The following is a 20599-nucleotide window of genomic DNA, read 5'->3' on the forward strand; positions in this document are numbered from 1 at the left end:
CCGAGCAGCTAGCGCCAGATCGGCGCGTGACGGTTCACGTCCTTGTAGAGCAGATAGCGGAAATTCCCCGGCCCGCCGGCATAGCAGGCCTGCGGGCAAAAGGCGCGCAGCCACATGAAATCGCCTGGTCCCACCTCGACCCAGTCGCGGTTCAGGCGATAGACGGCTTTGCCCTCCAGCACGAAAAGCCCGTGCTCCATGACATGGGTCTCGGCAAAGGGGATCGAGCCGCCGGGCTTGAAGGTGACCACGGTGATATGCATGTCGTGGCGCAGATCGGCCGGATCCATGAAGCGCGTCGTGGCCCAGGCGCCATCCGTGTCAGGCATGGGCGAGGGCGCGATGTCCTGTTCCTGCACCACGATCGGATCGGGGCGATCGACCCCGTTGCAGGGCTGCCAGCGCTTGCGCCACCAGTGGAAACCGGCCGGGCCGGCGGTGCGGTTGCGAACCTGCCAGTCCATGCCGGCCGGGATATAGGCGAAACCGCCGGGGGTCAGCAGATGCTCCTGCCCGTCGATCACCACCTGCAGGTCGCCGCCGGTGACAAAGATCGCATGCTGGATTTCCGGGTCGTCATCGGGCCGGTCGCTGCCGCCGCCCTCGGCCAGTTCGACCACATACTGGCTGAAGGTCTCGGCAAAGCCGGACAGCGGCCGCGCCAGCATCCACATCCGCATGCCTTCCCATCCGGGCAGGTAGGAGGTGACGATATCGCGCATCACCGTGCGCGGGATGACCGCATAGGCGCTGGTGAATACCGCCGTGTCGGTGGTCAGGCCGGTCTGCGGCGGCAGGCCGGCGACCGGACCGGCATAGGGGGTGGCGCGGGCCTGGGATTCCGGGATCACGGGAACCTCGCCGGTGGGGGCGCCCTTGGGCGGAAGATCGTTCATTTCAGGGCCTCTTTCAGGCGAAGTTCGGCAATGCGCATGACCTGGCGCTCGGCCTCGTCACGCTCGGTGGCGGTGTCGTTGTCCACGCGCGCCTGCATGGCGCGCTGGATGCCCGGCTTGTCGTGATCGCGGACCGCGATGATGAACGGAAAGCCGTGTTTCGAGGTATAGGCCTCGTTCAGGCGGGTGAACTCGGCCTTTTCGGCATCGGTCAGCGCGTCCAGCCCGGCGCTGGACTGCTCGGAGGTGCTTTCGGCGGTCAGACGCTTGGCCTCGGCCAGCTTGCCGGCCAGATCGGGGTGGGCCACCAGAACGCCCAGCCGTTCCTGATCGCTGGCGGCGCGGAAGATCTGCGCCATGCGCCCGGCCAGGCCGCCGGCGGTGTCGTGCACGGGGCCCATCTCGGCGTCCCAGACCCGTTCCGCGATCCAGGGAGAGTGCTCGTAGATGCTGCCGAACTTTTCGACGAATTCGTCGCGCTCCATCTGGCTGGGGCGCGGGCGGGGCTGCCAGGGATGCGTTTTTGCCCAGTGGCGCGCGATATCGAGCCGGGTGGCGAACCACACGCCCTCATGCGCGCGGGCATGATCCAGAAAGCGCCTGATCGCCATGGCGCGGCCGGGGCGGCCGGCCAGTCGGCAATGCAGGCCGATGGACATCATCTTGGGCGCGCCGGCCTGACCCTCGGCATAGAGCATGTCGAAACTGTCGCGCAGATAGTCGAAGAACTCGACCCCGGTGCCGAAGCCCTGACCGCTGGAAAAGCGCATGTCATTGGCGTCCATCGTATAGGGCACCATCAGCTGCGGCCGGCCGTGATGGACGTGCCAATAGGGCAGGTCGTCGGCGATGGTATCGGCCAGATATTCGAAGCCGCCCTCCTCGCAGCCCAGCTCGACCGTGTTCATCGAGGTGCGGCCCTGGTAGAAGCCGTAGGGGCGCTGGCCGGTGACGCGGGTATGCAGTTCGACCGCCCGCGCGATATGCTCGGCCTCGATCTCGCGCGGGACATCCTTGTATTCGATCCATTTCAGCCCGTGGGTGGCGATTTCCCAGCCGGCGGATTTCATCGCGGCGACCTGTTCGGGGCTGCGCTCCAGCGCGGTGGCGACGCCATAGATGGTGACGGGCGTGTCCTTCAGCAGCCGGTGCAGCCGCCAGAAACCCGCGCGCGCGCCATATTCATAGATCGATTCCATGTTCCAGTGGCGCTTGCCGGGCCAGGGCTGGGCGCCAATGATTTCCGACAGGAACGCCTCGGATGCGGCATCGCCATGCTCGATGCTGTTTTCGCCGCCTTCCTCGTAATTGATGACGATCTGCACCGCGATCTTCGCGCCGCCCGGCCATTCTGGATCGGGCGTGTTCTCACCGTATCCGATCATGTCGCGGCTGTATCGCATCGCTGGCATCCTTTCGATTATCAGGCCAGACCAAGAGTCACCATTTTGACGTCCGCCAGACAATCCTGTATTTCTATAATCTGAAACAAGATTTTGTTGATAATTGACCAATTCTTTAAATAATGCTTTGAAACTCTGTCATTAATGCTTGCATGGTCGTCTTGTGCCCGGGATTCTATTCTGGCCGCCGCGGCGGAGGTTCCGTCCAAGGGAGGACATATGCTAGACAAGCAATTCGGGCTGACGGCCCATGGCACCAGCGTGAGAACCGAGGTGATCGCAGGGATTACCACTTTCCTTACGATGGCTTACATCATCTTCGTGAACCCCGATATCCTGTCGGTGACCGGCATGGACCGGGACGCGGTCTTCGTCGCGACCTGTCTCGCCGCGGCGCTCGGGTCGGCGATCATGGCGATCTGGGCGAACTGGCCGATCGGCATGGCGCCCGGCATGGGGCTGAACGCCTTTTTCGCCTTTACCGTTGTGGGCCAGCTGGGCTTCACATGGCAACAGGCGCTTGGCGCGGTCTTCATTTCCGGCCTTGTGTTCCTGTTCCTGTCGGCGACCGGTATCCGGCGCTGGCTGATCGCGGGCATCCCGACATCCATGCGCAGCGCGATCGCGGCGGGGATCGGCATGTTCCTGGGGCTGATCGCGCTGAAGAATGCGGGCATCGTGGTGGACAACCCCGCGACACTGGTCGGGATGGGCGATCTGACCCAGGTCGGCGCGCTGCTGGCCATTCTGGGCTTTTTCATCATTGCGGCGCTGGATGCGCTGAAGGTGCGCGGCGCGATCCTGATCGGTATTCTGGTGGTGACGGTGATCTCGATCGCCATTGGCGCCAGTGCCTTTGGAGGCGTGCTGTCGATGCCGCCGTCGATCGCGCCGACCTTCATGCAGCTTGATCTGGCGGGGATGCTGACGGTCGGGATTTTCCATGTCATTCTGGTCATGGTGCTGGTCGAGGTGTTCGATGCAACCGGCACGCTGATCGGCGTAGCCAAGCGCGCCGGTCTGCTGACCGAGGGGCCGGCGCATACCAACAAGGGCCTGAGCCGCGCGCTGATGGCGGATTCGACCGCGATTCTGGCCGGCTCGGTGCTGGGAACCTCGTCCACGACCGCCTATGTCGAAAGCGCCTCGGGCGTGCAGGCGGGCGGGCGCACGGGGCTGACCGCCCTGGTCGTCGCGGTGCTGTTCCTGCTGGCGATGTTCTTTGCGCCGCTGGCGGGTTCGGTTCCGGCCTATGCCACCGCGCCGGCGCTGCTTTATGTCGCCTGTCTGATGGTGCGCGAATTCGAGGAAATCAGCTGGAGCGACGTGACCGAGTCCGCGCCGGCGGTTCTGACGGCGCTGATGATGCCTTTCACCTATTCCATCGCGAACGGGCTGGCATTCGGTTTCATCAGCTATGCCGCGATCAAGCTGCTGACCGGCCGCGGCCGCGAAGTGCATCTGGCGACATGGATCGTGGCGGCGCTGTTCGTGATCCGCTTTGCCTTCTTCGTGGAGTGAACGAGGCGCCGGGGGCTTCGCGCCCCCGGACCCCCGCGGGATATTTGCATGAAGAAGAAAGGGCCTGCCGTTTGGCGGGCCCTTTCCCGTCGGGATTGGAGGATGCCCGTGGTGACGCGGGCGAAGGGGGCGAGTGCGGGGCCGGGGCCTAACCCTGGCTCAGCACCTCGTTGCAGCGGGCGCAGCTGCCCGGATGGTCATGTGTGCCCACATCGGGCAGGATCTTCCAGCAGCGCTGGCATTTTTCGCCCTCGGCCGACTCAAACACGACGCCGATGCCGGTGATGTCGGGCAGGCGGAAGGCCTCGGCCGGGATCGGATCGGCGGTCAGTGACAGGTCCGAGGTGATGCAGATATCGGCAAAATCCACCGATTTCAGCGCCTTGAGCAGCTGTTCGTCGCGGATATGGACCACGGGCGCGGCCTCGAGGCTGGCGCCGATCACCTTGTCGCTGCGCTTGATCTCAAGCGCGGCGGTGACCACGCGGCGGGCGCGGCGGATGCCCTCCCATTTGCCGGCCAGCGGCTCGTTCAGCCAGTCGGCGGGGGTGGCGGGGAAATCGTGCAGATGCACGCTGTCCTCGTCCGAGGGGAAGCGGCTGAGCCAGACATCCTCCATGGTGAAGGGCAGGATCGGGGCGAGCCAGGTGACCAGCCGGTGGAACAGGATGTCCAGAATGGTCCGCGCCGCCCGCCTGCGCCGGCTGTCGGGCGCGTCGCAGTAAAGCGCGTCCTTGCGGATGTCGAAATAGAAGGCCGACAGATCCACGGTCGCGAACTGGAACACCGCCTGGAACACGCCCTGGAAATCATAGGCGTCATAGCCCTTGCGCAGGATATGGTCGATCTGGGCAAGGCGGTGCAACACCCATTGTTCCAGTTCGGGCATGTCCTCGGGCGCAAGCCGTTCGGCATCCGAGAAGCCGTCCAGATTGCCGAGTACGAAGCGCAGCGTATTGCGCAGCCGGCGATAGCTGTCGGCGGTGCCTTTCAGGATTTCCTTGCCGATGCGCAGATCGACCGTGTAATCCGACTGCGCCACCCACAGCCGCAGGATATCGGCACCGTAATCCTTGATCACATCGGCAGGCGCCACGGTATTGCCCAGAGATTTGGACATTTTCATGCCCTTTTCGTCCAGCGTGAAGCCGTGGGTCAGCACGCCGCGATAGGGCGCGCGCCCCCTGGTCGCGCAAGCCTGCAAGAGCGAGGAATGGAACCAGCCGCGATGCTGGTCGGTGCCCTCGAGATACAGATCCGCGATTCCGTCGGGCGCGCCGTCTTCGCGGTCGCGGATCACGAAAGCATGGGTTGAGCCGCTGTCGAACCACACATCCAGCACATCCATCACCTGTTCGTAATCGTCGGGATTGGCGACGCCGTCCAGGGCGCGGGCCTTGAAATCGTCCTGATACCAGATATCTGCGCCGCTTTCCTCGAATGCCTCGATGATACGGTCGTTCACGCGCTGGTCGCGCAGCAGGAACTCGGGGTCGTCGGGACGCGCGCCCTTCCTGACAAAGACGGTCAGCGGCACGCCCCAGGCGCGTTGCCGCGACAGCACCCAGTCGGGACGGTTTTCCACCATCGAGAACAGCCGGTTGCGCCCGGTCTGCGGCGTCCACTTGACCAGCTTGTCGATTGAGGTCAGGGCGCGGGCGCGGATCGTCTTGCCGTAATCGTCCATGCCATCATTCAGATCGCGGTCGATGGCGGCGAACCATTGCGGCGTGTTGCGATAGATCAGCGGCGCCTTGGAGCGCCAGCTATGCGGGTAGCTGTGCTTGATCTTGCCCTTGGCCAGAAGCGCCCCGGCCCAGGCCAGGTTCTTGATGACGCTGACATTGGCGGGGCCATCCTTGCCATCGGGCAGGATGATCGCCTCGCCGCCAAAGATTGGCAGGTCGGGGCGATAGGTGCCGTCCGGCTCGACGTTATAGGTCATCGGCAGACCGTGTTCGAGGCCCAGCTTGTAATCGTCATCGCCATGGCTGGGGGCGGTATGGACAAAGCCCGTGCCGGCATCGTCGGTGACGTGATCGCCGGGCAGCATGGGGACGTCGTAATCCCATTCGCCCTTGGCGCCTTCGACGCCGCGCAGGGGGTGGGCTAAAACCAGCCCCAAAAGCTCATGTCCCGCAATATCACGAAGCTTATCAAATTCTTCGACCTTAGCCGACTGCATTACCGAAGCAGCCAAGGCATTCGCTAGCACAAGCGTCTCATCGGGAACGGCAGATGCTCCCTCTGCAACAGCTTTAACCTTGTAAAGTCCATAGGGAATTTGGTGATTGAAGGCTACCGCACGGTTCTGGGGAATTGTCCATGGTGTCGTCGTCCAGATCACGATTGACGCGTCTTGAAGCTCTCCGCGTCGATCTAGTGCGCCCTGTTCATCGCCAGACCTACGAACAAGCGGTTTAATATCGCTGCCTACCACCGGAAACCGCACCCAGATCGTATGACTGGTATGGTCGTGATATTCGACCTCGGCCTCGGCCAGCGCGGTCTTCTCGACCGGCGACCACATCACCGGCTTGGACCCCTGATAAAGGCTGCCATTCATCAAAAGCTTCATGAACTCGGCCGCGATCACCGCCTCGGCATGGTAATCCATGGTCAGATAGGGCGCGTCCCATTTGCCGGTGACGCCCAGGCGCTTGAACTCCTCGCGCTGGATGTCGATCCAGCCTTCGGCGAAACGGCGGCATTCCTGGCGGAACTCGACCGTGTCGACGGCGTCCTTGTCCTGGCCCTTGCTGCGGTATTCCTCTTCGATCTTCCATTCGATGGGCAGACCGTGGCAGTCCCAGCCCGGTACATAGCGCGCGTCGCGGCCCATCATCTGCTGCGAACGGGTGATGAAATCCTTGAGCACCTTGTTCAGCGCGTGGCCGATATGCAGATGCCCGTTCGCATAGGGCGGTCCGTCATGCAGGATAAAGGGCTTGCGGTCCCCGGCCCCGGCGCGCAGCCGGTCATAGATGCCCAGCCGCTCCCAGCGGGCCAGCCATTCGGGTTCGCGCGCGGGCAGGCCGGCGCGCATCGGGAAATCGGTCTTGGGCAGGAAAACGGTGTCGCGGTAATCGGGCGCGGTCCGGGTCGTGTCGCTCATCGGGCGGGGATCCTTCGGTGGCAGGGCAGGCATGCGTAACCCGGCGGCGAGGAAAGGCCCTACGCCGCCGGGCGGGTAATTCGAATGATCCGGCCCGTGCTGAACATGCGCCGGTTTATAGGAAACGGCGACAAGGGCTGCAAGCGCGCTTGCGCCTGTCCGGGCGGGTGCCGGCCCGAGACGGGATCACAAGGGGCAGGCTGCGGCATTGCCATGGCGCCGCTGGCACCCCATATTCTTGGCATGATGCCCCCCCGCTTTCCCGTTACGCCCGCTCAGATCGACCGCGTCGTCGCGGTGTTCTACGCCGCGATCCGCCGGCACGAGGTGCTTGGCCCGGTATTCGCCAATCACGTCACCGACTGGCCCGAGCATGAGGACAAGATCGCCCGTTTCTGGAAGAACGCGATCCTGTACGAGCGTAACTATGACGGCAATCCGATGCAGGTACATATGCGCGCGGGCGATGTCCGGGCCGAGCATTTCGCGCTCTGGCTGATGCTCTTCGACGAAACCCTGCGCCGCAACCTGCCGGCCGATACGGCCGCCGCCTGGTCGGCGCTGGCGCATCGCATCGGCGCCGGGCTGCGCATGGGGGTCGAGGACCTGCGCGAACGCGTCACCGGCCCGCCGATCCTGCGCTGAGGCACCGCAACCGTCAGGGATAGGCAACGTGACAAACCAGGTAACCCGATAAGGCTGAGGCGCTCCCGGCGCGGCATCAGCGCGGCGGGCGGGCGCGATAGACCGGCAGTTGCCAGCCCAGAACCATGCTGCCGGCGCGCAGGCCAAGGACCGTCACCGCGCAGACGATCAGCGCCCAGAGCCGCCCGCCGCCCAGTTCCAGGATCAGGATCGAGGCCAGCGCGCCGCCGAATGCCGCCGTGGTGTAAAGCTCGCCCTGCTTCAGGATCAGTGGCACCTCGTTGCTGACCACATCGCGCATCAGGCCGCCCATGGTGCCGGTCATTACCCCCATCACGACGATGACGACCGGGCCGGTGCCGACCTCGAGCGCGGCGGCCATGCCGGCCGGCACGGCCACGGCGAGCGCGCATGCATCCAGCCAGACCAGTGCGCGATAGCGGCTTTCCAGCAGATGCGCGGTAAAGAAAACCAGCATCGCGGCGCCGGCGGTCAGCAGGATCAGCTCGGGCTGCAGGACCCAGAAGACCGGGACGCGGCCCAGAATCAGGTCGCGCAGGGTGCCGCCGCCGACCCCGGTCAGCGTGGCGAAAAAGATGAAGCCGACGGGATCAAGCTGGCCGCGGCTGGCGACCAGCGCCCCGGTCAGGGCAAAGATCACCACGCTGGCATAATCCAGCATCGGAAGCAGCAGGTCGAGGCTCAAGACGTTGCCTTCGCGGGTTTGTAGGGGGCCATGCCGGCCCGCGCCAACTCATCGGCGCGCTCGTTTTCCGGGTGCCCGGCATGGCCCTTGATCCATTCCCAGCGGACCTCGTGGCGGGCCTGTGCGGCATCCAGCCGCTGCCACAGCTCGGCGTTCTTGACCGGCTTGCGGCCCGCCGTGCGCCAGCCGTTCCGCTTCCAGCCATGCAGCCATTGCGTGACGCCGTTCTTCACATAGGCACTGTCGGTGATCACGGTGATCTGGCTCGGCCGGGTCAGGGCCTCCAGCGCGCTGATCGCGGCCATCAGTTCCATGCGGTTATTGGTGGTATCGGCCTCGCCGCCCTGCAATTCGCGCTCCTTGACGATCCGGGCACCCTCGATTGCGCGCATCAGCACGCCCCAGCCGCCGGGGCCGGGATTGCCACTGCAGGCACCATCTGTCCACGCGAAAAGCTCGGTCATGCCCGCGCCCCTTTCAGTTTCGCAGCCCGGCACATGAAACACGCGGCAAAACCCGCGCCCGGGATCGCCGACCGCAGCTTGTAACGGTTTCCCGATGTGGGCATCGACCAGAGCTTCACTCCCAAGACCTCTTCTTCATGCAAATATCCCGGGGGAGGCCCGCAGGGCCGGGGGCGGAGCCCCCTCACGGCCCTCACGCCGGTCACGCCTCGCGCAGAACGCGCGGCACCTTGAACTCCACGTTCTCGCGCGCCGTCTCGACCATCTCGACGCTCAGATCATAGCGGTCGCGAAACGCCTGCACGACCTCGTCGACCAGAACCTCGGGCGCGCTGGCGCCGGCGGTCACGCCGACCGCGCGCGATCCCGCGATGGCGCGCCAGTCGATCTGGTCGGCGCGCATGACCAGTTGCGAATAGGCGCAGCCCGCGGCGCGGCCGACCTCGACCAGGCGGCGCGAGTTGGAGCTGTTGGGCGCCCCGATCACCAGCAGCGCGTCGATCTTGTCCGCCACCGCCTTGACCGAGGCCTGCCGGTTGGTGGTGGCATAACAGATATCTTCCTTGGCCGGGCCGACAATGGCCGGAAACCGTGCCTGCAACGCGGCGACGATGGCGGCGGTGTCATCGACCGACAGCGTGGTCTGGGTGATGAAGGCCAGCCGTTCCGGGTCGCGCGGCGCGATCAGCGCGACATCCCCGACGGTTTCGACCAGAATGACCTCGCCCTCGGGCAGCTGACCCATGGTGCCCAGCACTTCGGGGTGGCCGGCATGGCCGATCATGATCATCTGCAAGCCGGCCGCGTGATGGCGCTCGGCCTCGACATGGACCTTGCTGACCAGGGGGCAGGTGGCATCGACATAGACCATCTCGCGGCGCCGGGCCTCGGCCGGGACGGCCTTGGGCACGCCATGGGCGGAAAAGATCACCGGCCGGTCGTCGGGACATTCGTCCAGTTCCTCGACAAAGACCGCGCCCTTGTCGCGCAGGCTGTCCACGACGAATTTGTTATGCACGATCTCGTGGCGGACATAGACCGGCGCGCCCCATTTCTGCAGCGCCATCTCGACGATCTTGATGGCCCGGTCCACGCCGGCGCAAAAGCCGCGCGGCGCGGCCAGATACAGGGTCAGGGGCGGTTTCTGGTCCATGGCCTTCACCTAGCCTTGGCGCGGCCGTATCGCAAGATGTCAGTCGCCGGCGAATTCGGTCAGGGCAAAGACCTCGTGGCCCAGACCTTCCAGCAGCGCACGGCCGCCCAGATCGGGCAGGTCGATGACAAAGGCACAGCCGACGATCCGGGCGCCCAGCCTTTCGCACAGACGGACCGCCGCCGCCGCCGTGCCGCCCGTCGCCAGAAGATCGTCCACGATCAGCACCCTGTCGCCGGCTTTCAGCGCGTCGTCATGGATCTCCATCACCGCCTCGCCATATTCCAGCACATAGGCTTCCGAGAGCACCCCGCCGGGCAGCTTGCCCTTCTTGCGGATCGGCACGAAACCCACGGTAAGTTGATGCGCCACCGCGCCGCCCAGCACGAAGCCGCGCGCCTCGAGCCCGACGACCTTGTCGATCGGCTCGGCGGCATAGGGGGTCAGCAGCTGATCCACGCACATGCGAAAGCCGCGCGCATCCGCAAACAGCGTGGTCACGTCCCGAAACAGGATGCCTTCCCTGGGAAAATCCGCGATCGTGCGGATATAGTCGCGCACATTGCGCGGGCTGCGGCTCTGCGCGCCGTTTGTGGTCATGGGCGCTCCATCTCGAAGGTTTCGCGGGTCGTCGTGTAATCCTTGTATCCCAGCCGCGACAGCCAGCCATTCGCGCGCGGATCGAAGCGGCCGTCGATGACGCAGTCGTCCCGCAGATGGATGCCGACGACCACGCCCAGCACCATGTAATTGGCGGCGCCGGCCAGCCGCTGGATGCGCGTGGCGCGGCATTCCAGGGATGCGGCGGCGCCCGCCACGCGCAGGCAGTCGATGGTTTCGCAGGGCTGCGATTCGATCCCGGCCGCCTCGAACTCGCTGATGCCGGCGGCCAGTGCGGCCGAGCTGGCATTGACCTGCTCGCGCATCGCGCCATCCGCGATATTGACGCAAAAGACGCGGGTCTCGGCGATCTGCGCCACGCTGTCCTTGGTGCCGGGCCGGTCGGGCTTGGCCGAGGTCGAACAGAACATCACCTGCGGCGGCACATAGGCGGTCAGGTTGAAAAAGGAATAGGGCGCCAGATTGTCGCCCAGCTTGCCGCGGGTCGAGACCCAGGCAATGGGCCGCGGCGCAACGATGGCATTCAGCGGGTTGTGCGGCAGGCCATGGCCGTCGCGCCCATCCTGCGGTCGGTAAAACATGACGGCCTCTTTGTTGCTTGCACGGGAAACAGGGATGACGGCCATGGCGGCGCGCGTCAAGCACCTGTCGCATGCCACGGGGCGCAAACGCGCCATGAATTTTCCGTCCTTCCGGTGCCATGGCATGTTTCGGCCCCTGCGCTTGCATGCTACGCGTGGCCGCGTTTGTTTGTCCCGCACGATTCCCGGAGCCCGATGTACGAACTCTGCCGCGAAACCCCCGCCGACACGCCCGAGGTCGAGGCGCTGCTGGATCTGTGCTTTGCGCCGGGCCGCACGGCGCTGTCCTCGTACCGGCTGCGCGAGGGCGTGGCGCCGGTCGGCGCGCTGTGCCTGATGCTGCGCAACGATCAGCGCGTGGTGCTGGGCGCGATCCGCTACTGGCCGGTGCGGGTGGCGGGGCTGCCGGTGCTGCTGCTGGGCCCGGTCGCCGTCCATCCCACCGCGCAGGGCGAGGGGCTGGGCGCGGTGCTGATGCGCGAAAGCCTTGAGCGGGCGGCGCAGCAGGGCTGGCAACGGGTCATGCTGGTCGGCGATCAGCCCTATTACGCGCGGTTCGGATTCGCCCGGCTCGACGGGGTCGAGATGCCGCCGCCGACCAATCCCGACCGCGTGCTGGGGCTGGAGATCGCCCCGAGCGCCTGGGCCGGCGTCACCGGCCCGGTCGAGCGCGAGGGCGCGGTCGCCGGGGATGGCATGGAACCGCAGGGCGGCTAGGCGGGTTTTCCTGCCGGCCCGTCCTTGTGGCGGGATGCCCCGCAACCCATCTATCCGCCATGACCGAACACAGCCAGATCAACCAGCGACACGCCGTCCTGCCGCCCATCACCGACCCCACCGTCCATGCCGAGATCGACCGGCTGGCGCGGCGCTATCTTGCCGCCAGCGGCATCGCGATGGAATTGCTGAACACGGTCGGCGGCAAGGCCGAGGACCTGCTCGAACGCCTGCCCGCCTCTGTTCGCGGGCGCATGGATCGGGTGACCGAAGGGGCGCTGAACCGCGCCTTTGACGCCGCCGCGCGCTCGCGCGGGGTGTTGAGGGATCGCGGCGACATGTTCAACCGGCTGCTCTCGACCACCTCGGGCGCGGTGGGCGGGCTGGCGGGGATCGGCGGCGCGATGCTGGAACTGCCGGTCACGGTGACGCTGCTCTTGCGCGCGATCATGGATATTTCGGTCGAGCACGGGTTCGATCCCAATTCCGACGAGGCGCGACGGCAGGCGCTGCAGGTCTTTGCCACGGCCGGGCCGCTGGCCGAGGATGACGGCGCCGATCTGGGCCTGCTGACCGCGCGGATGACGATCACCGGCCATACCGTGCAGGCGCTGATCGGGCGGGTCGCGCCGCGGCTCTCCGCTTCGCTGGCGCAGAAGCTCGCGGCGCAGACCATTCCGGTTCTGGGCGCGGTTGCCGGCGCCACGATCAATTACAATTTCACCCGCTATTATCAGGAACTGGCGCGGGTGCATTTCGGCCTGCTGCGCCTGGCCGAGGAGGCCGGGATCCCGCGCGAGGCGCTGGTCGAGGCGCTGGAGCTGCGCATGAACCAGCTTCGCCCCGGCCGCCGCAAGACGCTGGCGCGCCGTCAGCCCTGATCCTGTGCCTCGGGGGTCAGGGTCAGCGTGGCGGCGGGGCTGTCCAGATGGTCGATGGCCAGAGGGACCGAAGGCCGCGCCAGCCGCGCTCTGACCACCCAGTGCAGCCGTTCCTGCGCGCGGGTGATGGCGACATAGGCCAGCCGTTTCCACAGCGCGATCCCCGCCTCGGAGCGGTTCGACCATGCGGCGGCCGAGATGTCGGGGGCAAAGACCTGCACATCGGGCCATTGCGAGCCCTGCGCCTTGTGGATGGTGACCGCCGCGCCATGCAGGAAGGTGGCGCCCATGCGCGCGGCATAGGGGATGAAGGGTTCCTCGACATCGGGCATCTCGATCTTGACGATGCTGGCCGCCGAGAGGCGCGGATCCTCGGCGCCGACGACATGCAGGCGCGAGAAACCGGGCTTGCGGCCGGGACCCAGATAGACGACCTGCGCGCCCTTGATCAGCCCGCGCGCCTCGAGGTCGATGCGCTTCCTGCGATGTTTCAGCGGCAGTTCCAGCCCGTCGCAGATCAGCGGCTCGCCGGGCAGCAGCGCGTCGCCCGGCGCGCCATAGGCCGAGCGAAAGGCCTGGATCAGCTTGATGCGGGTGACATTGCGCCAGACGAGGACCGGGCTTTGCGCCATCAGGTCGGAGTCCACGCGCTCGGCCCAGATCACGCGGGGGTCGGCGGCGGCTGCGTCGCGGATCATCCGCTCGAAAGCGTCGAATTCCAGCGCCGGATCGGCAAGGGCATGCGCGAGGTCCAGGATCGGGCTGTCGTTTTCCTGGCGGTGGATGCGGTTCAGGACCAGCCGCTGACTCTCGGCCAGCCGGTCAAAGACCATCTCGCCCGATTGTCCGACCGGGGCCAGCTGCGCCGGATCGCCGAACAGGATCAGCACCGGAAAGATTTCGCGCAGATCCTCGAACTGGCGTTCGTCCAGCATCGAGGATTCGTCGATCAGCCCGATATCCAGCCCGTCCTCGCGCCGTTTCCAGCCGCGGATGAAGTCCGAGCCGCGCAGGCCCGCCGCCGCCAGCGCGCCGGGGATCGAGGCGTGCTGGTCGTAAAAGGCCTTTGCGCGGTCCAGCGCCGCCTCGGTCAGCCCCTCGGTCAGGTTCTCGACCGCCGGCCGGTCGCCCATGCCGGTCAGCCAGTCGGCGATGCGTTCATATTCCGGGTCATAGACCGGGGTATAGAGGATGCGGTGGATGGTCGTTGCCGGCACGCCGCGCATCCGCAGCACGAAGGCCGCCTTGTTGGTGGGGGCGAGCACGGCGACGGTGCGGCGATCCTTGCGCCGCTTGCCCTCGTAATCGCCCGAGACGATCTCGACCCCGGCGGATTTCAGCGCGCGGGTCAGTTCGGCCAGCAGCAGCGTCTTGCCCGATCCGGCCTTGCCGATCACCGCCATCACGCGGCCCTTGCCGGGTTTCGGGGGCACGATTTCCTCGGAGATCAGGTCGATGCCGGATTCCGCCAGCGTTTCGGCGAGCGCGTCCCAGGCTTCGGCCTGATCCGGGGAGAGTTGCGGCAGGGTCATGCCGGACTGTTAGCCTGCCACGCGCCGGCGGGGAAGCGGAATTGCCGGTGGCGCGGCTGGCATGGATATTTGGGTGAAGAAGAAATCAGGCGCGTTCATCCTTGGGCGAGCCCATCACGACATGGGTGGTGATGGTGGCGATCTGCGGAAAGGCGCCCAGCACCTCGACATGGAAGCGACGATAGGCGTCGAGATCGGCGACCTCGACGCGTAGCAGATATTCGACGCTGCCGGTGATGTTGTGGCATTCCCGCACCTGCGGCGCGGCCAGGCAGGCGCGCTCGAAGGCGCGCTGTGCCTCATTCGTGTGGCGCGACAGGCCGATGGTGACATAGGCGGTGAAGCCGGCCGCCCGGGCCGCCGGCGCGATGACCGCGCGATAGCCGCGGATGGCGCCGCGGCGTTCGAGCTCCTGGACCCGGCGCAGGCAGGCCGAGGGGGAAAGGCCGATCCTGGCGGCAAGCTGTTGATTCGGGATGCGACCATCGCGCGACAGGATATGCAATATTTGCGCGGATACTGCGTCTATATCGAAATCTGATTGCTGCATCATCGTTCAGAGTGCCGGTAAATATCTGAAATTGCGTCTGACCCGGCATATCATTGCGCCATCATTTCGGGAAGGCGCGATGTCGCAACATGTTCTTCTGGCCCTGATCGGCTTTGCCTTTGTTACCTCGGTCACGCCGGGGCCGAACAATGTGATGCTGATGGCCTCGGGCGCGAATTTCGGCATCCGTCGCACGCTGCCGCATATGCTGGGGGTGGCCCTGGGTTTCGGGGCCATGGTCGCGTTGCTGGGGCTGGGGATGGATCGGATCATCGCCGGCGCGCCGGGACTGGCCGGGGCGATGAAATGGGTCAGCATGGGCTATATGCTGTGGCTGGCCTGGAGGATCGCCCATGCCGCCGCGCCGGGCAAAGCGGCCCGGGCCGCGCGGCCGATGGGATTTCTGGCCGCCTGCGCCTTTCAATGGGTCAATCCCAAGGCCTGGATGATGGGGCTGGGGGCGCTTTCGGCCTATTCCGTGGGCGCGGGCGGGGCCCTGATGGTGGCGGTGGTGTTCACGCTGGTGAACCTGCCCTCGGTCGCGATCTGGGTGGCGATGGGGCAGTGGCTGCGGGCGATCCTGCAGAACCCGCGCTGGCTGGTGGCGTTCAATCGCGCGATGGCGGTGCTGCTGGTGGTCTCGATGCTGCCGGTGATCTAGCGGGCGCTGATCGCCACGAGCGCCGCGACGCCCAGCACGATTAGGCACATGCCGGCGAGATGACGCGGGCTTGCGCCTTCGCGGAAGACCCGGCCCGAGACGAGCTGCGCCATGGGGATCTCGATCAGGGCGAGGGTGCGGACGTTGGCCGCCGCCGTCAGCGCGAAGCCCAGAAACCAGAAGAGCGAGGCGAGCGCACCGAGAAAACCCGCCCCCAGCGAGCCGCGCCAATGGCGTGCGATGCCCGTCAGCGCGGGGCGGTCGAGCAGGCTCAGCCAGACCAGCATGATCGCGCTTTGCAGGATCAGGCTGAGGGTCAGGATGGTGGCGGCACGGATCGCTTCGCCGCCATGGGGCAGGGCCAGGATGGCGCCGCGAAACCCGATGGCGGACAGGCCGAAGAGCGCGCCCGCCGCGATGCCGAGGGCCGCCGCGCGCCAGTTGCCGCGCCGCCAGTCCGTTCCCGACATCAGCAGCACGCCCAGCGTGGCAATGGCGATGGCGGCCATGCGGGCGGGGCCGAGGGGTTCGGCCAGAAGGATGGCGCCGATAATCGCCAGCGTGACGGGTTCGGTCTTGATTAACGCCGTGGTGACGCCGAAGCCTCGGCTTTCCATGGTCATCAGCATCAGGGCGGTGGCCGCGATCTGCGATGTCGCGCCCAATGCCGTCCAGCCCAGCGAGGCTGTGCCGGGCAGGGGCACCGCCCCGGTCAGCGACAGCGCGGCCAGAAATAGCACCGCAAAGGGCAGCCCGAACAGAAAACGCACGGCGGTCGCGCCCATCGTGCCCAGTTCCGCCGTCAGCCGCCGCTGCGCGGCATTGCGTCCGGTCTGGGCCGCCGCGGCGATCAGGGTGGCGAGGATCCACATCAGCCGCGAATGGCGGCCAGCATGCGCGTGACATTGTCGGGATCGGCATCGGGGGTGATGCCGTGGCCCAGGTTGAAGATATGCGGGCCGTTCGAAAATGCCTGCACGATGCGGCGGGTCTCGGATTCCAGTTCCCTGCCGCCGGTGACCAGCAGGCGCGGGTTCAGGTTGCCCTGCACGCAGCCGTCCTTTTGCAATTCGGTCGCGGCCCATTCGGCGGCCACGGAATTGTCTAGCGCCAGGCAATCCGCGCCGGTCGCACGGGCGAAACCGGCATAGCGCGGCCCGGCCTCGCGCGGGAAGGCGATGACCGGGATGCCGGGATGGCGCGTCGTCAGCGCCGCGATGATGCGGCGTGCGGGCGCCAGCGCGAAATCGTCGAAATCCTGTCCCTTGAGCGATCCGGCCCAGCTGTCGAACAGTTTTATCACTTCGGCCCCGGCGCTGATCTGGGCGGAAAGATATTCGATGGTGGCCCGCTCGATACGCTCGATCAGGGCCATGAAAGCAGCGCGGTCGGCGGATTTCATGGCATGGGCCGGGCCCTGATCGGGTGTGCCGCGCCCGGCGATCATATAGGTCGCGACCGTCCAGGGCGCGCCGGCAAAGCCGATCAGCGTGACCTCGGGCGGCAATTCGCGCGACAGGATGCGCACGGTCTCATAGACCGGGTGCAGTACCTCGTGAATGGCATCGACGGGTTTCAACGCGGCCACGCCTTCGGCATCGGTGATGGTTGAAAGCCGCGGCCCCTCGCCGGTGACGAACCACAGATCCGCGCCAAGCGCCTGCGGCACCAGCAGGATATCGGCGAAAAGAATCGCCGCGTCGAATGCGTAGCGGCGGATCGGCTGCAGCGTGACCTCGGCCGCGAGTTCGGAATTGTAACACAGCGACAAAAAGTCGCCGGCCCGGGCACGGGTGGCGCGATATTCGGGCAGGTAGCGGCCCGCCTGACGCATCATCCATACGGGCGGAACGGGCAGGCGCTCGCCTTTCAGGGCGCGCAGGATCGGTTTTTGCGACATCATACACCTCTTGCTGCCCTTCAAGGCGCGCGCGCCCCCGTTGTCAAGTGCGGGGCCGGGCGCTAAGCCCTGTGCCATGACCCAGATCGCTGACCCAGATAACCCCATTCGCATCGGCACCCGAGGCTCGGCCCTGGCCTTGGCGCAGGCGCATGAGACCCGCGACCGGCTGATGGCCGCGCATGGCCTTGGCGCGGACGCCTTTGAAATCGTGGTGATCAAGACCACGGGCGACCGCGTGCTGGACCGTCCGCTGAAGGAGATCGGCGGCAAGGGCCTGTTCACCCGCGAGATCGAGGACGCCCTGCTGTCCCATGAGATCGACATCGCCGTGCATTCGATGAAGGACATGCCGACCGTCCAGCCAGGGGGGCTGGTCATCGACTGCCATCTGCCGCGCGAGGATGTGCGCGATGCCTTTGTCAGCCATCGTTTCGCGGGCATTTCGGAATTGCCGCAGGGGGCGGTCGTGGGCTCGTCCAGCCTGCGCAGGCGGGCGCAGCTTGCTGCGCGGCGGCCGGATCTGCAGCTGGTCGAGTTTCGGGGAAACGTCCAGACGCGCTTGAAAAAGCTGGAGGATGGCGTGGCGGTTGCGACATTTCTGGCGATGGCCGGGCTGTCGCGGCTGAAAATGCTGCATGTCGCGCGGGGCGCGGTCGATCCCGATGAGATGCTGCCCGCCGTGGCGCAGGGCTGCATCGGGGTCGAGCGGCGCGCGGATGATGCGCGGCTGGGGGACCTCCTGGCGGCGATCTCGGACCGGGAAAGCGGGTTGCGCATCGCGGCCGAGCGCGCCTTTCTGGCGCGGCTGGACGGGTCCTGCCAGACCCCGATCGCCGGGCTGGCCGAATTGCAGGGCGACCGGCTGCGTTTGCGCGGCGAGATCCTGCGTCCCGATGGCAGCGAGGTGATCGCGGGCGAACGGACCGGTCCGGCGGCGGACGGCGCTGCGATGGGCACCGATCTGGCCAATGAGCTGCGCGGCCGCGCGCCCGGCGATTTCTTTGACTGGGGCTAGCCAGGCACTTTTAGGTCACGGGCTTGTTGGCTTGCATAATTCCGCGCGGCGGGCCAATCAGGCGCAAGCAAATCCAAGGTGACCGATGGCCAGTCCGCGCCCCTTCTCGCGCTATGAATTCATGATCGCCTGGCGCTATCTGCGCGCCCGCCGGGCCGAGGGCGGGGTCAGCGTGATGACCTGGATCAGCCTGATCGGCATCACCCTGGGGGTGATGGCGCTGATCGCGACGCTGGCGGTGCGGGCCGGGTTCCGGGCCGAATATGTCGATACGATCCTGGGGGCGAATGCCCATAGCACGGTCTATTACGGGCCGACGACATTCTATAACGAACTGACCGAGGAGAATTACATCAACCCCGGCCGGATCGAGGATTACGACGCGCTGGCCGCGAAGATCGCGCAGATCCCCGGCGTGACCCGCGCGACCCCGGTCATTCGCGGCCAGGTCATGGCCAGCCAGGGCGATGCGGCCAATGTCGCCGAGGTATATGGCGTCACACTGGATGTGCTCAGCTCGATGGAGCGGATCGCCGATCCCGAGACCTCGGCCGGCAATCTCGCGGATTTCGACCGCGGGGTGGCCATCGGCATCGGCCTTGCGCGCGAGCTGGGCCTCATGGTCGGGGGCAAGATCCAGCTGACCGCGCCGCAGGGGGCCAAAACGCCCTTTGGCACCACGCCGCGCCGGGAAAGCTATGACGTGGCCTATATCTTCTCGGCCGGGCGCTACGATATCGACCGCACCCGCATCTACATGCCCATGGCCGAGGCGCAGAGCTTTTTCAACCGCGAGGGCGTCGCCGACGAGATCGAGGTCTTCGTGACCGATCCCGAACGGGTCGATGACTGGACCTTGCCGCTGTTGCAGGCGGCGGGCGAGCGCGGGCAGGTCTGGACCTGGCGCGATGCCTCGGGCGATTTCCTGCGGGCGCTGGATATCGAGGATAACGTGATGTTCCTGATCCTGGGGATACTGGTGCTGATCGCCTCGATGAACATCACCTCGGGGCTGATCATGCTGGTCAAGAACAAGGGCCGCGATATCGGCATCCTGCGCACCATGGGCCTGACCGAGGGCGCCGTGCTGCGGGTGTTCTTCCTGTGCGGCGCCTTTACCGGCGTGATCGGGACCATCGCCGGGGTGGTGCTGGGCGTGATCCTGTCGCTGAATGTCGAACATATCATGGCGTTTCTGAACTGGGCCTCGAACGGGGGGGCGTGGAATGCCTCGGTCCGGGGGATTTACGAGTTGCCGGCCAAGCTGCGCGGCATCGACATCGCCAAGGCGGTGGGGCTGTCGCTGATCCTGTCCTTTGTCGTCACCATCTTTCCCGCGCGGCGTGCCGCCCGCATGAACCCGGTCGAGGCGCTGCGCTATGAGTGACATTCTGGAACTGGACGGGATTTCCAAGACCTATGGCAAGGACGGGCCGGCGCCGGTGCCGGTCCTGCGCGATCTGTCGCTGAGCGTGGCGCGCGGCGAGGTGGTGGCGCTGGTCGCGCCCTCGGGGGCCGGGAAATCGACGCTTCTGCATATTGCCGGGCTGCTGGACACGGCGGATTCGGGGCGGGTGCTGCTGAACGCGCGCGACATGAGCGGGCAGGGCGACCGTGTCCGGACCGAGGCGCGGCGCCGGGAGCTGGGCTTTGTCTATCAGTTCCATCACCTGCTGCCGGAATTCTCGGCGGCCGAGAATATCGTTCTGCCGCAGCTGGCCAACGGCATTTCCGCGGCGGCGGCACAGGCGCGGGCATCGGATCTGCTGGCCCGCGTCGGGCTGGAGCACCGCGCCGCGCATCGTCCGGCGCAGCTTTCCGGCGGGGAACAGCAGCGGGTCGCGTTCTGCCGGGCGCTGGCCAATGGCCCGGCGCTGCTGCTGGCGGATGAGCCGACCGGGAACCTGGACCCGGCGACCTCGGACAAGGTCTTCGGGGTGCTGATGGCGCTGGTGCGCGAAACCGGGCTGGCGGCGCTGATCGCGACGCATAACCTCGATCTGGCGGCGCGCATGGACCGGATCGTCCGTCTGGGCGAATAGTTACGCAAGGTTATTGGCCCGGACGCGATCCCATGCGCCCGGGGCGGAGGATTCCGGCGGAAAACCGCCGGGGATCCGGTCGCAGATTTCGTGCAACAGGCCAGCCGCATTCGTACATATTCTGGACGGAGGCTGCGCGCGCGATTCTCTGCGCGCTGTTCTGTCCGACCTGGCCCGCAATCCCGGGGCGGGG

20 protein-coding genes are annotated in these 20599 nt (G+C 66.4%); 8 read left to right on the forward strand and 12 right to left on the reverse strand.

All coding sequences use genetic code 11. The features are described 5' to 3' along the window. Positions 1-8 precede the first annotated feature (8 nt). Both IT41_RS08120 and puuE read right to left on the reverse strand, forming a co-directional pair. Positions 9-896, reverse strand: coding sequence for a bifunctional allantoicase/(S)-ureidoglycine aminohydrolase (locus IT41_RS08120; protein WP_081967498.1), 888 nt, complete (start codon positions 894-896; stop codon positions 9-11). After that, positions 893-2299, reverse strand: a complete 1407-nt coding sequence (gene puuE, locus IT41_RS08125) for an allantoinase PuuE (RefSeq protein ID WP_036740160.1) — start codon at positions 2297-2299, stop codon at positions 893-895. The genes IT41_RS08120 and puuE overlap by 4 nt, the downstream gene beginning before the upstream one ends. Positions 2300-2518: 219 nt before the next feature. Between puuE and IT41_RS08130 the strand changes: the two genes are divergently transcribed. Then, positions 2519-3820, forward strand: a complete 1302-nt coding sequence (locus IT41_RS08130; protein WP_036740161.1) for an NCS2 family permease — start codon at positions 2519-2521, stop codon at positions 3818-3820. 148 nt (positions 3821-3968) lie between these two features. Here IT41_RS08130 and ileS read toward each other — a convergent pair whose 3' ends face one another. Further along, positions 3969-6935 carry an isoleucine--tRNA ligase gene (ileS, locus tag IT41_RS08135; RefSeq protein ID WP_036740162.1) on the reverse strand — a complete coding sequence of 989 codons (2967 nt, stop codon included), beginning with the start codon at positions 6933-6935 and terminating at the stop codon, positions 3969-3971. Between the two features lie 213 nt (positions 6936-7148). Here ileS and IT41_RS08140 point away from each other — a divergent pair, with 213 nt between their 5' ends. Next, positions 7149-7580 carry a group III truncated hemoglobin gene (locus IT41_RS08140; protein ID WP_231564716.1) on the forward strand — a complete coding sequence of 144 codons (432 nt, stop codon included), beginning with the start codon at positions 7149-7151 and terminating at the stop codon, positions 7578-7580. A gap of 76 nt (positions 7581-7656) precedes the next feature. Here the strand turns inward: IT41_RS08140 and IT41_RS08145 are convergent, their stop codons facing one another. From IT41_RS08145 to IT41_RS08165, 5 genes are all read right to left on the reverse strand, one after another. Beyond that, on the reverse strand, positions 7657-8262 hold the full coding sequence (locus IT41_RS08145; RefSeq protein WP_036740225.1) for a trimeric intracellular cation channel family protein: 606 nt from the start codon (positions 8260-8262) through the stop codon (positions 7657-7659). 20 nt (positions 8263-8282) lie between these two features. Continuing rightward, entirely contained in the window at positions 8283-8750 is a 468-nt protein-coding gene (rnhA, locus tag IT41_RS08150) for a ribonuclease HI (RefSeq protein ID WP_036740163.1), read from the reverse strand. 202 nt (positions 8751-8952) lie between these two features. Beyond that, entirely contained in the window at positions 8953-9903 is a 951-nt protein-coding gene (ispH, locus tag IT41_RS08155; protein WP_036740164.1) for a 4-hydroxy-3-methylbut-2-enyl diphosphate reductase, read from the reverse strand. A gap of 39 nt (positions 9904-9942) precedes the next feature. After that, positions 9943-10503 (reverse strand): adenine phosphoribosyltransferase, encoded by a 561-nt coding sequence (locus IT41_RS08160; RefSeq protein ID WP_052081346.1) that lies wholly within the window; start codon positions 10501-10503, stop codon positions 9943-9945. Beyond that, positions 10500-11105: a flavin reductase family protein gene (locus tag IT41_RS08165; RefSeq protein ID WP_036740227.1), complete on the reverse strand. Its 606-nt coding sequence runs from the start codon at positions 11103-11105 to the stop codon at positions 10500-10502. The genes IT41_RS08160 and IT41_RS08165 overlap by 4 nt, the downstream gene beginning before the upstream one ends. 195 nt (positions 11106-11300) lie before the next feature. Between IT41_RS08165 and IT41_RS08170 the strand changes: the two genes are divergently transcribed. Then, entirely contained in the window at positions 11301-11822 is a 522-nt protein-coding gene (locus IT41_RS08170) for a GNAT family N-acetyltransferase (RefSeq protein ID WP_036740166.1), read from the forward strand. 59 nt (positions 11823-11881) lie between these two features. Next, positions 11882-12703, forward strand: coding sequence for an EcsC family protein (locus tag IT41_RS08175; RefSeq protein ID WP_036740167.1), 822 nt, complete (start codon positions 11882-11884; stop codon positions 12701-12703). Here the strand turns inward: IT41_RS08175 and IT41_RS08180 are convergent. Together IT41_RS08180 and IT41_RS08185 are read right to left on the reverse strand one after the other, a co-directional pair. Further along, a complete protein-coding gene (locus tag IT41_RS08180) occupies positions 12694-14235 on the reverse strand; it encodes an ATP-dependent DNA helicase (RefSeq protein WP_036740168.1) in 1542 nt (513 codons plus the stop codon). The genes IT41_RS08175 and IT41_RS08180 overlap by 10 nt on opposite strands. An 85-nt stretch (positions 14236-14320) precedes the next feature. Beyond that, complete coding sequence (locus IT41_RS08185) at positions 14321-14785, reverse strand: Lrp/AsnC family transcriptional regulator (RefSeq protein WP_052081351.1); 465 nt, start codon at positions 14783-14785, stop codon at positions 14321-14323. Positions 14786-14864: 79 nt separating this feature from the next. Between IT41_RS08185 and IT41_RS08190 the strand changes: the two genes are divergently transcribed. After that, on the forward strand, positions 14865-15446 hold the full coding sequence (locus IT41_RS08190) for a LysE family translocator (protein ID WP_036740169.1): 582 nt from the start codon (positions 14865-14867) through the stop codon (positions 15444-15446). Here IT41_RS08190 and IT41_RS08195 read toward each other — a convergent pair. After that, positions 15443-16318, reverse strand: coding sequence for a DMT family transporter (locus IT41_RS08195; RefSeq protein ID WP_231564717.1), 876 nt, complete (start codon positions 16316-16318; stop codon positions 15443-15445). The genes IT41_RS08190 and IT41_RS08195 overlap by 4 nt on opposite strands. Further along, the gene (gene hemE, locus IT41_RS08200) at positions 16318-17346 is read right to left on the reverse strand and encodes a uroporphyrinogen decarboxylase (protein WP_036740231.1); all 1029 of its coding nucleotides are present in this window, start codon (positions 17344-17346) and stop codon (positions 16318-16320) included. Before hemE ends, IT41_RS08195 begins: the two co-directional genes overlap by 1 nt. 76 nt (positions 17347-17422) lie before the next feature. Here hemE and hemC point away from each other — a divergent pair, with 76 nt between their 5' ends. The 3 genes from hemC (at position 17423) to IT41_RS08215 (ending at position 20406) form a co-directional block, all read left to right on the forward strand. Further along, complete coding sequence (hemC, locus tag IT41_RS08205; RefSeq protein ID WP_036740171.1) at positions 17423-18364, forward strand: hydroxymethylbilane synthase; 942 nt, start codon at positions 17423-17425, stop codon at positions 18362-18364. A gap of 85 nt (positions 18365-18449) precedes the next feature. Continuing rightward, positions 18450-19751 carry a lipoprotein-releasing ABC transporter permease subunit gene (locus IT41_RS08210; RefSeq protein WP_036740173.1) on the forward strand — a complete coding sequence of 434 codons (1302 nt, stop codon included), beginning with the start codon at positions 18450-18452 and terminating at the stop codon, positions 19749-19751. Beyond that, positions 19744-20406 carry an ABC transporter ATP-binding protein gene (locus IT41_RS08215; RefSeq protein WP_036740174.1) on the forward strand — a complete coding sequence of 221 codons (663 nt, stop codon included), beginning with the start codon at positions 19744-19746 and terminating at the stop codon, positions 20404-20406. The genes IT41_RS08210 and IT41_RS08215 overlap by 8 nt, the downstream gene beginning before the upstream one ends. Positions 20407-20599: the final 193 nt, after the last annotated feature.

This window comes from Paracoccus halophilus (genome assembly GCF_000763905.1).
GTDB lineage: Bacteria > Pseudomonadota > Alphaproteobacteria > Rhodobacterales > Rhodobacteraceae > Paracoccus > Paracoccus halophilus.

Coding starts and splice junctions, on each gene's coding strand:
- IT41_RS08120 (WP_081967498.1), bottom strand. CDS start 896: ATGAACGATCTTCCGCCCAAGGGCGCCCCCACCGGCGAGGTTCCCGTG.
- puuE (WP_036740160.1), bottom strand. CDS start 2,299: ATGCGATACAGCCGCGACATGATCGGATACGGTGAGAACACGCCCGAT.
- IT41_RS08130 (WP_036740161.1), top strand. CDS start 2,519: ATGCTAGACAAGCAATTCGGGCTGACGGCCCATGGCACCAGCGTGAGA.
- ileS (WP_036740162.1), bottom strand. CDS start 6,935: ATGAGCGACACGACCCGGACCGCGCCCGATTACCGCGACACCGTTTTC.
- IT41_RS08140 (WP_231564716.1), top strand. CDS start 7,149: ATGGCGCCGCTGGCACCCCATATTCTTGGCATGATGCCCCCCCGCTTT.
- IT41_RS08145 (WP_036740225.1), bottom strand. CDS start 8,262: ATGCTGGATTATGCCAGCGTGGTGATCTTTGCCCTGACCGGGGCGCTG.
- rnhA (WP_036740163.1), bottom strand. CDS start 8,750: ATGACCGAGCTTTTCGCGTGGACAGATGGTGCCTGCAGTGGCAATCCC.
- ispH (WP_036740164.1), bottom strand. CDS start 9,903: ATGGACCAGAAACCGCCCCTGACCCTGTATCTGGCCGCGCCGCGCGGC.
- IT41_RS08160 (WP_052081346.1), bottom strand. CDS start 10,503: ATGACCACAAACGGCGCGCAGAGCCGCAGCCCGCGCAATGTGCGCGAC.
- IT41_RS08165 (WP_036740227.1), bottom strand. CDS start 11,105: ATGTTTTACCGACCGCAGGATGGGCGCGACGGCCATGGCCTGCCGCAC.
- IT41_RS08170 (WP_036740166.1), top strand. CDS start 11,301: ATGTACGAACTCTGCCGCGAAACCCCCGCCGACACGCCCGAGGTCGAG.
- IT41_RS08175 (WP_036740167.1), top strand. CDS start 11,882: ATGACCGAACACAGCCAGATCAACCAGCGACACGCCGTCCTGCCGCCC.
- IT41_RS08180 (WP_036740168.1), bottom strand. CDS start 14,235: ATGACCCTGCCGCAACTCTCCCCGGATCAGGCCGAAGCCTGGGACGCG.
- IT41_RS08185 (WP_052081351.1), bottom strand. CDS start 14,785: ATGCAGCAATCAGATTTCGATATAGACGCAGTATCCGCGCAAATATTG.
- IT41_RS08190 (WP_036740169.1), top strand. CDS start 14,865: ATGTCGCAACATGTTCTTCTGGCCCTGATCGGCTTTGCCTTTGTTACC.
- IT41_RS08195 (WP_231564717.1), bottom strand. CDS start 16,318: ATGTGGATCCTCGCCACCCTGATCGCCGCGGCGGCCCAGACCGGACGC.
- hemE (WP_036740231.1), bottom strand. CDS start 17,346: ATGTCGCAAAAACCGATCCTGCGCGCCCTGAAAGGCGAGCGCCTGCCC.
- hemC (WP_036740171.1), top strand. CDS start 17,423: ATGACCCAGATCGCTGACCCAGATAACCCCATTCGCATCGGCACCCGA.
- IT41_RS08210 (WP_036740173.1), top strand. CDS start 18,450: ATGGCCAGTCCGCGCCCCTTCTCGCGCTATGAATTCATGATCGCCTGG.
- IT41_RS08215 (WP_036740174.1), top strand. CDS start 19,744: ATGAGTGACATTCTGGAACTGGACGGGATTTCCAAGACCTATGGCAAG.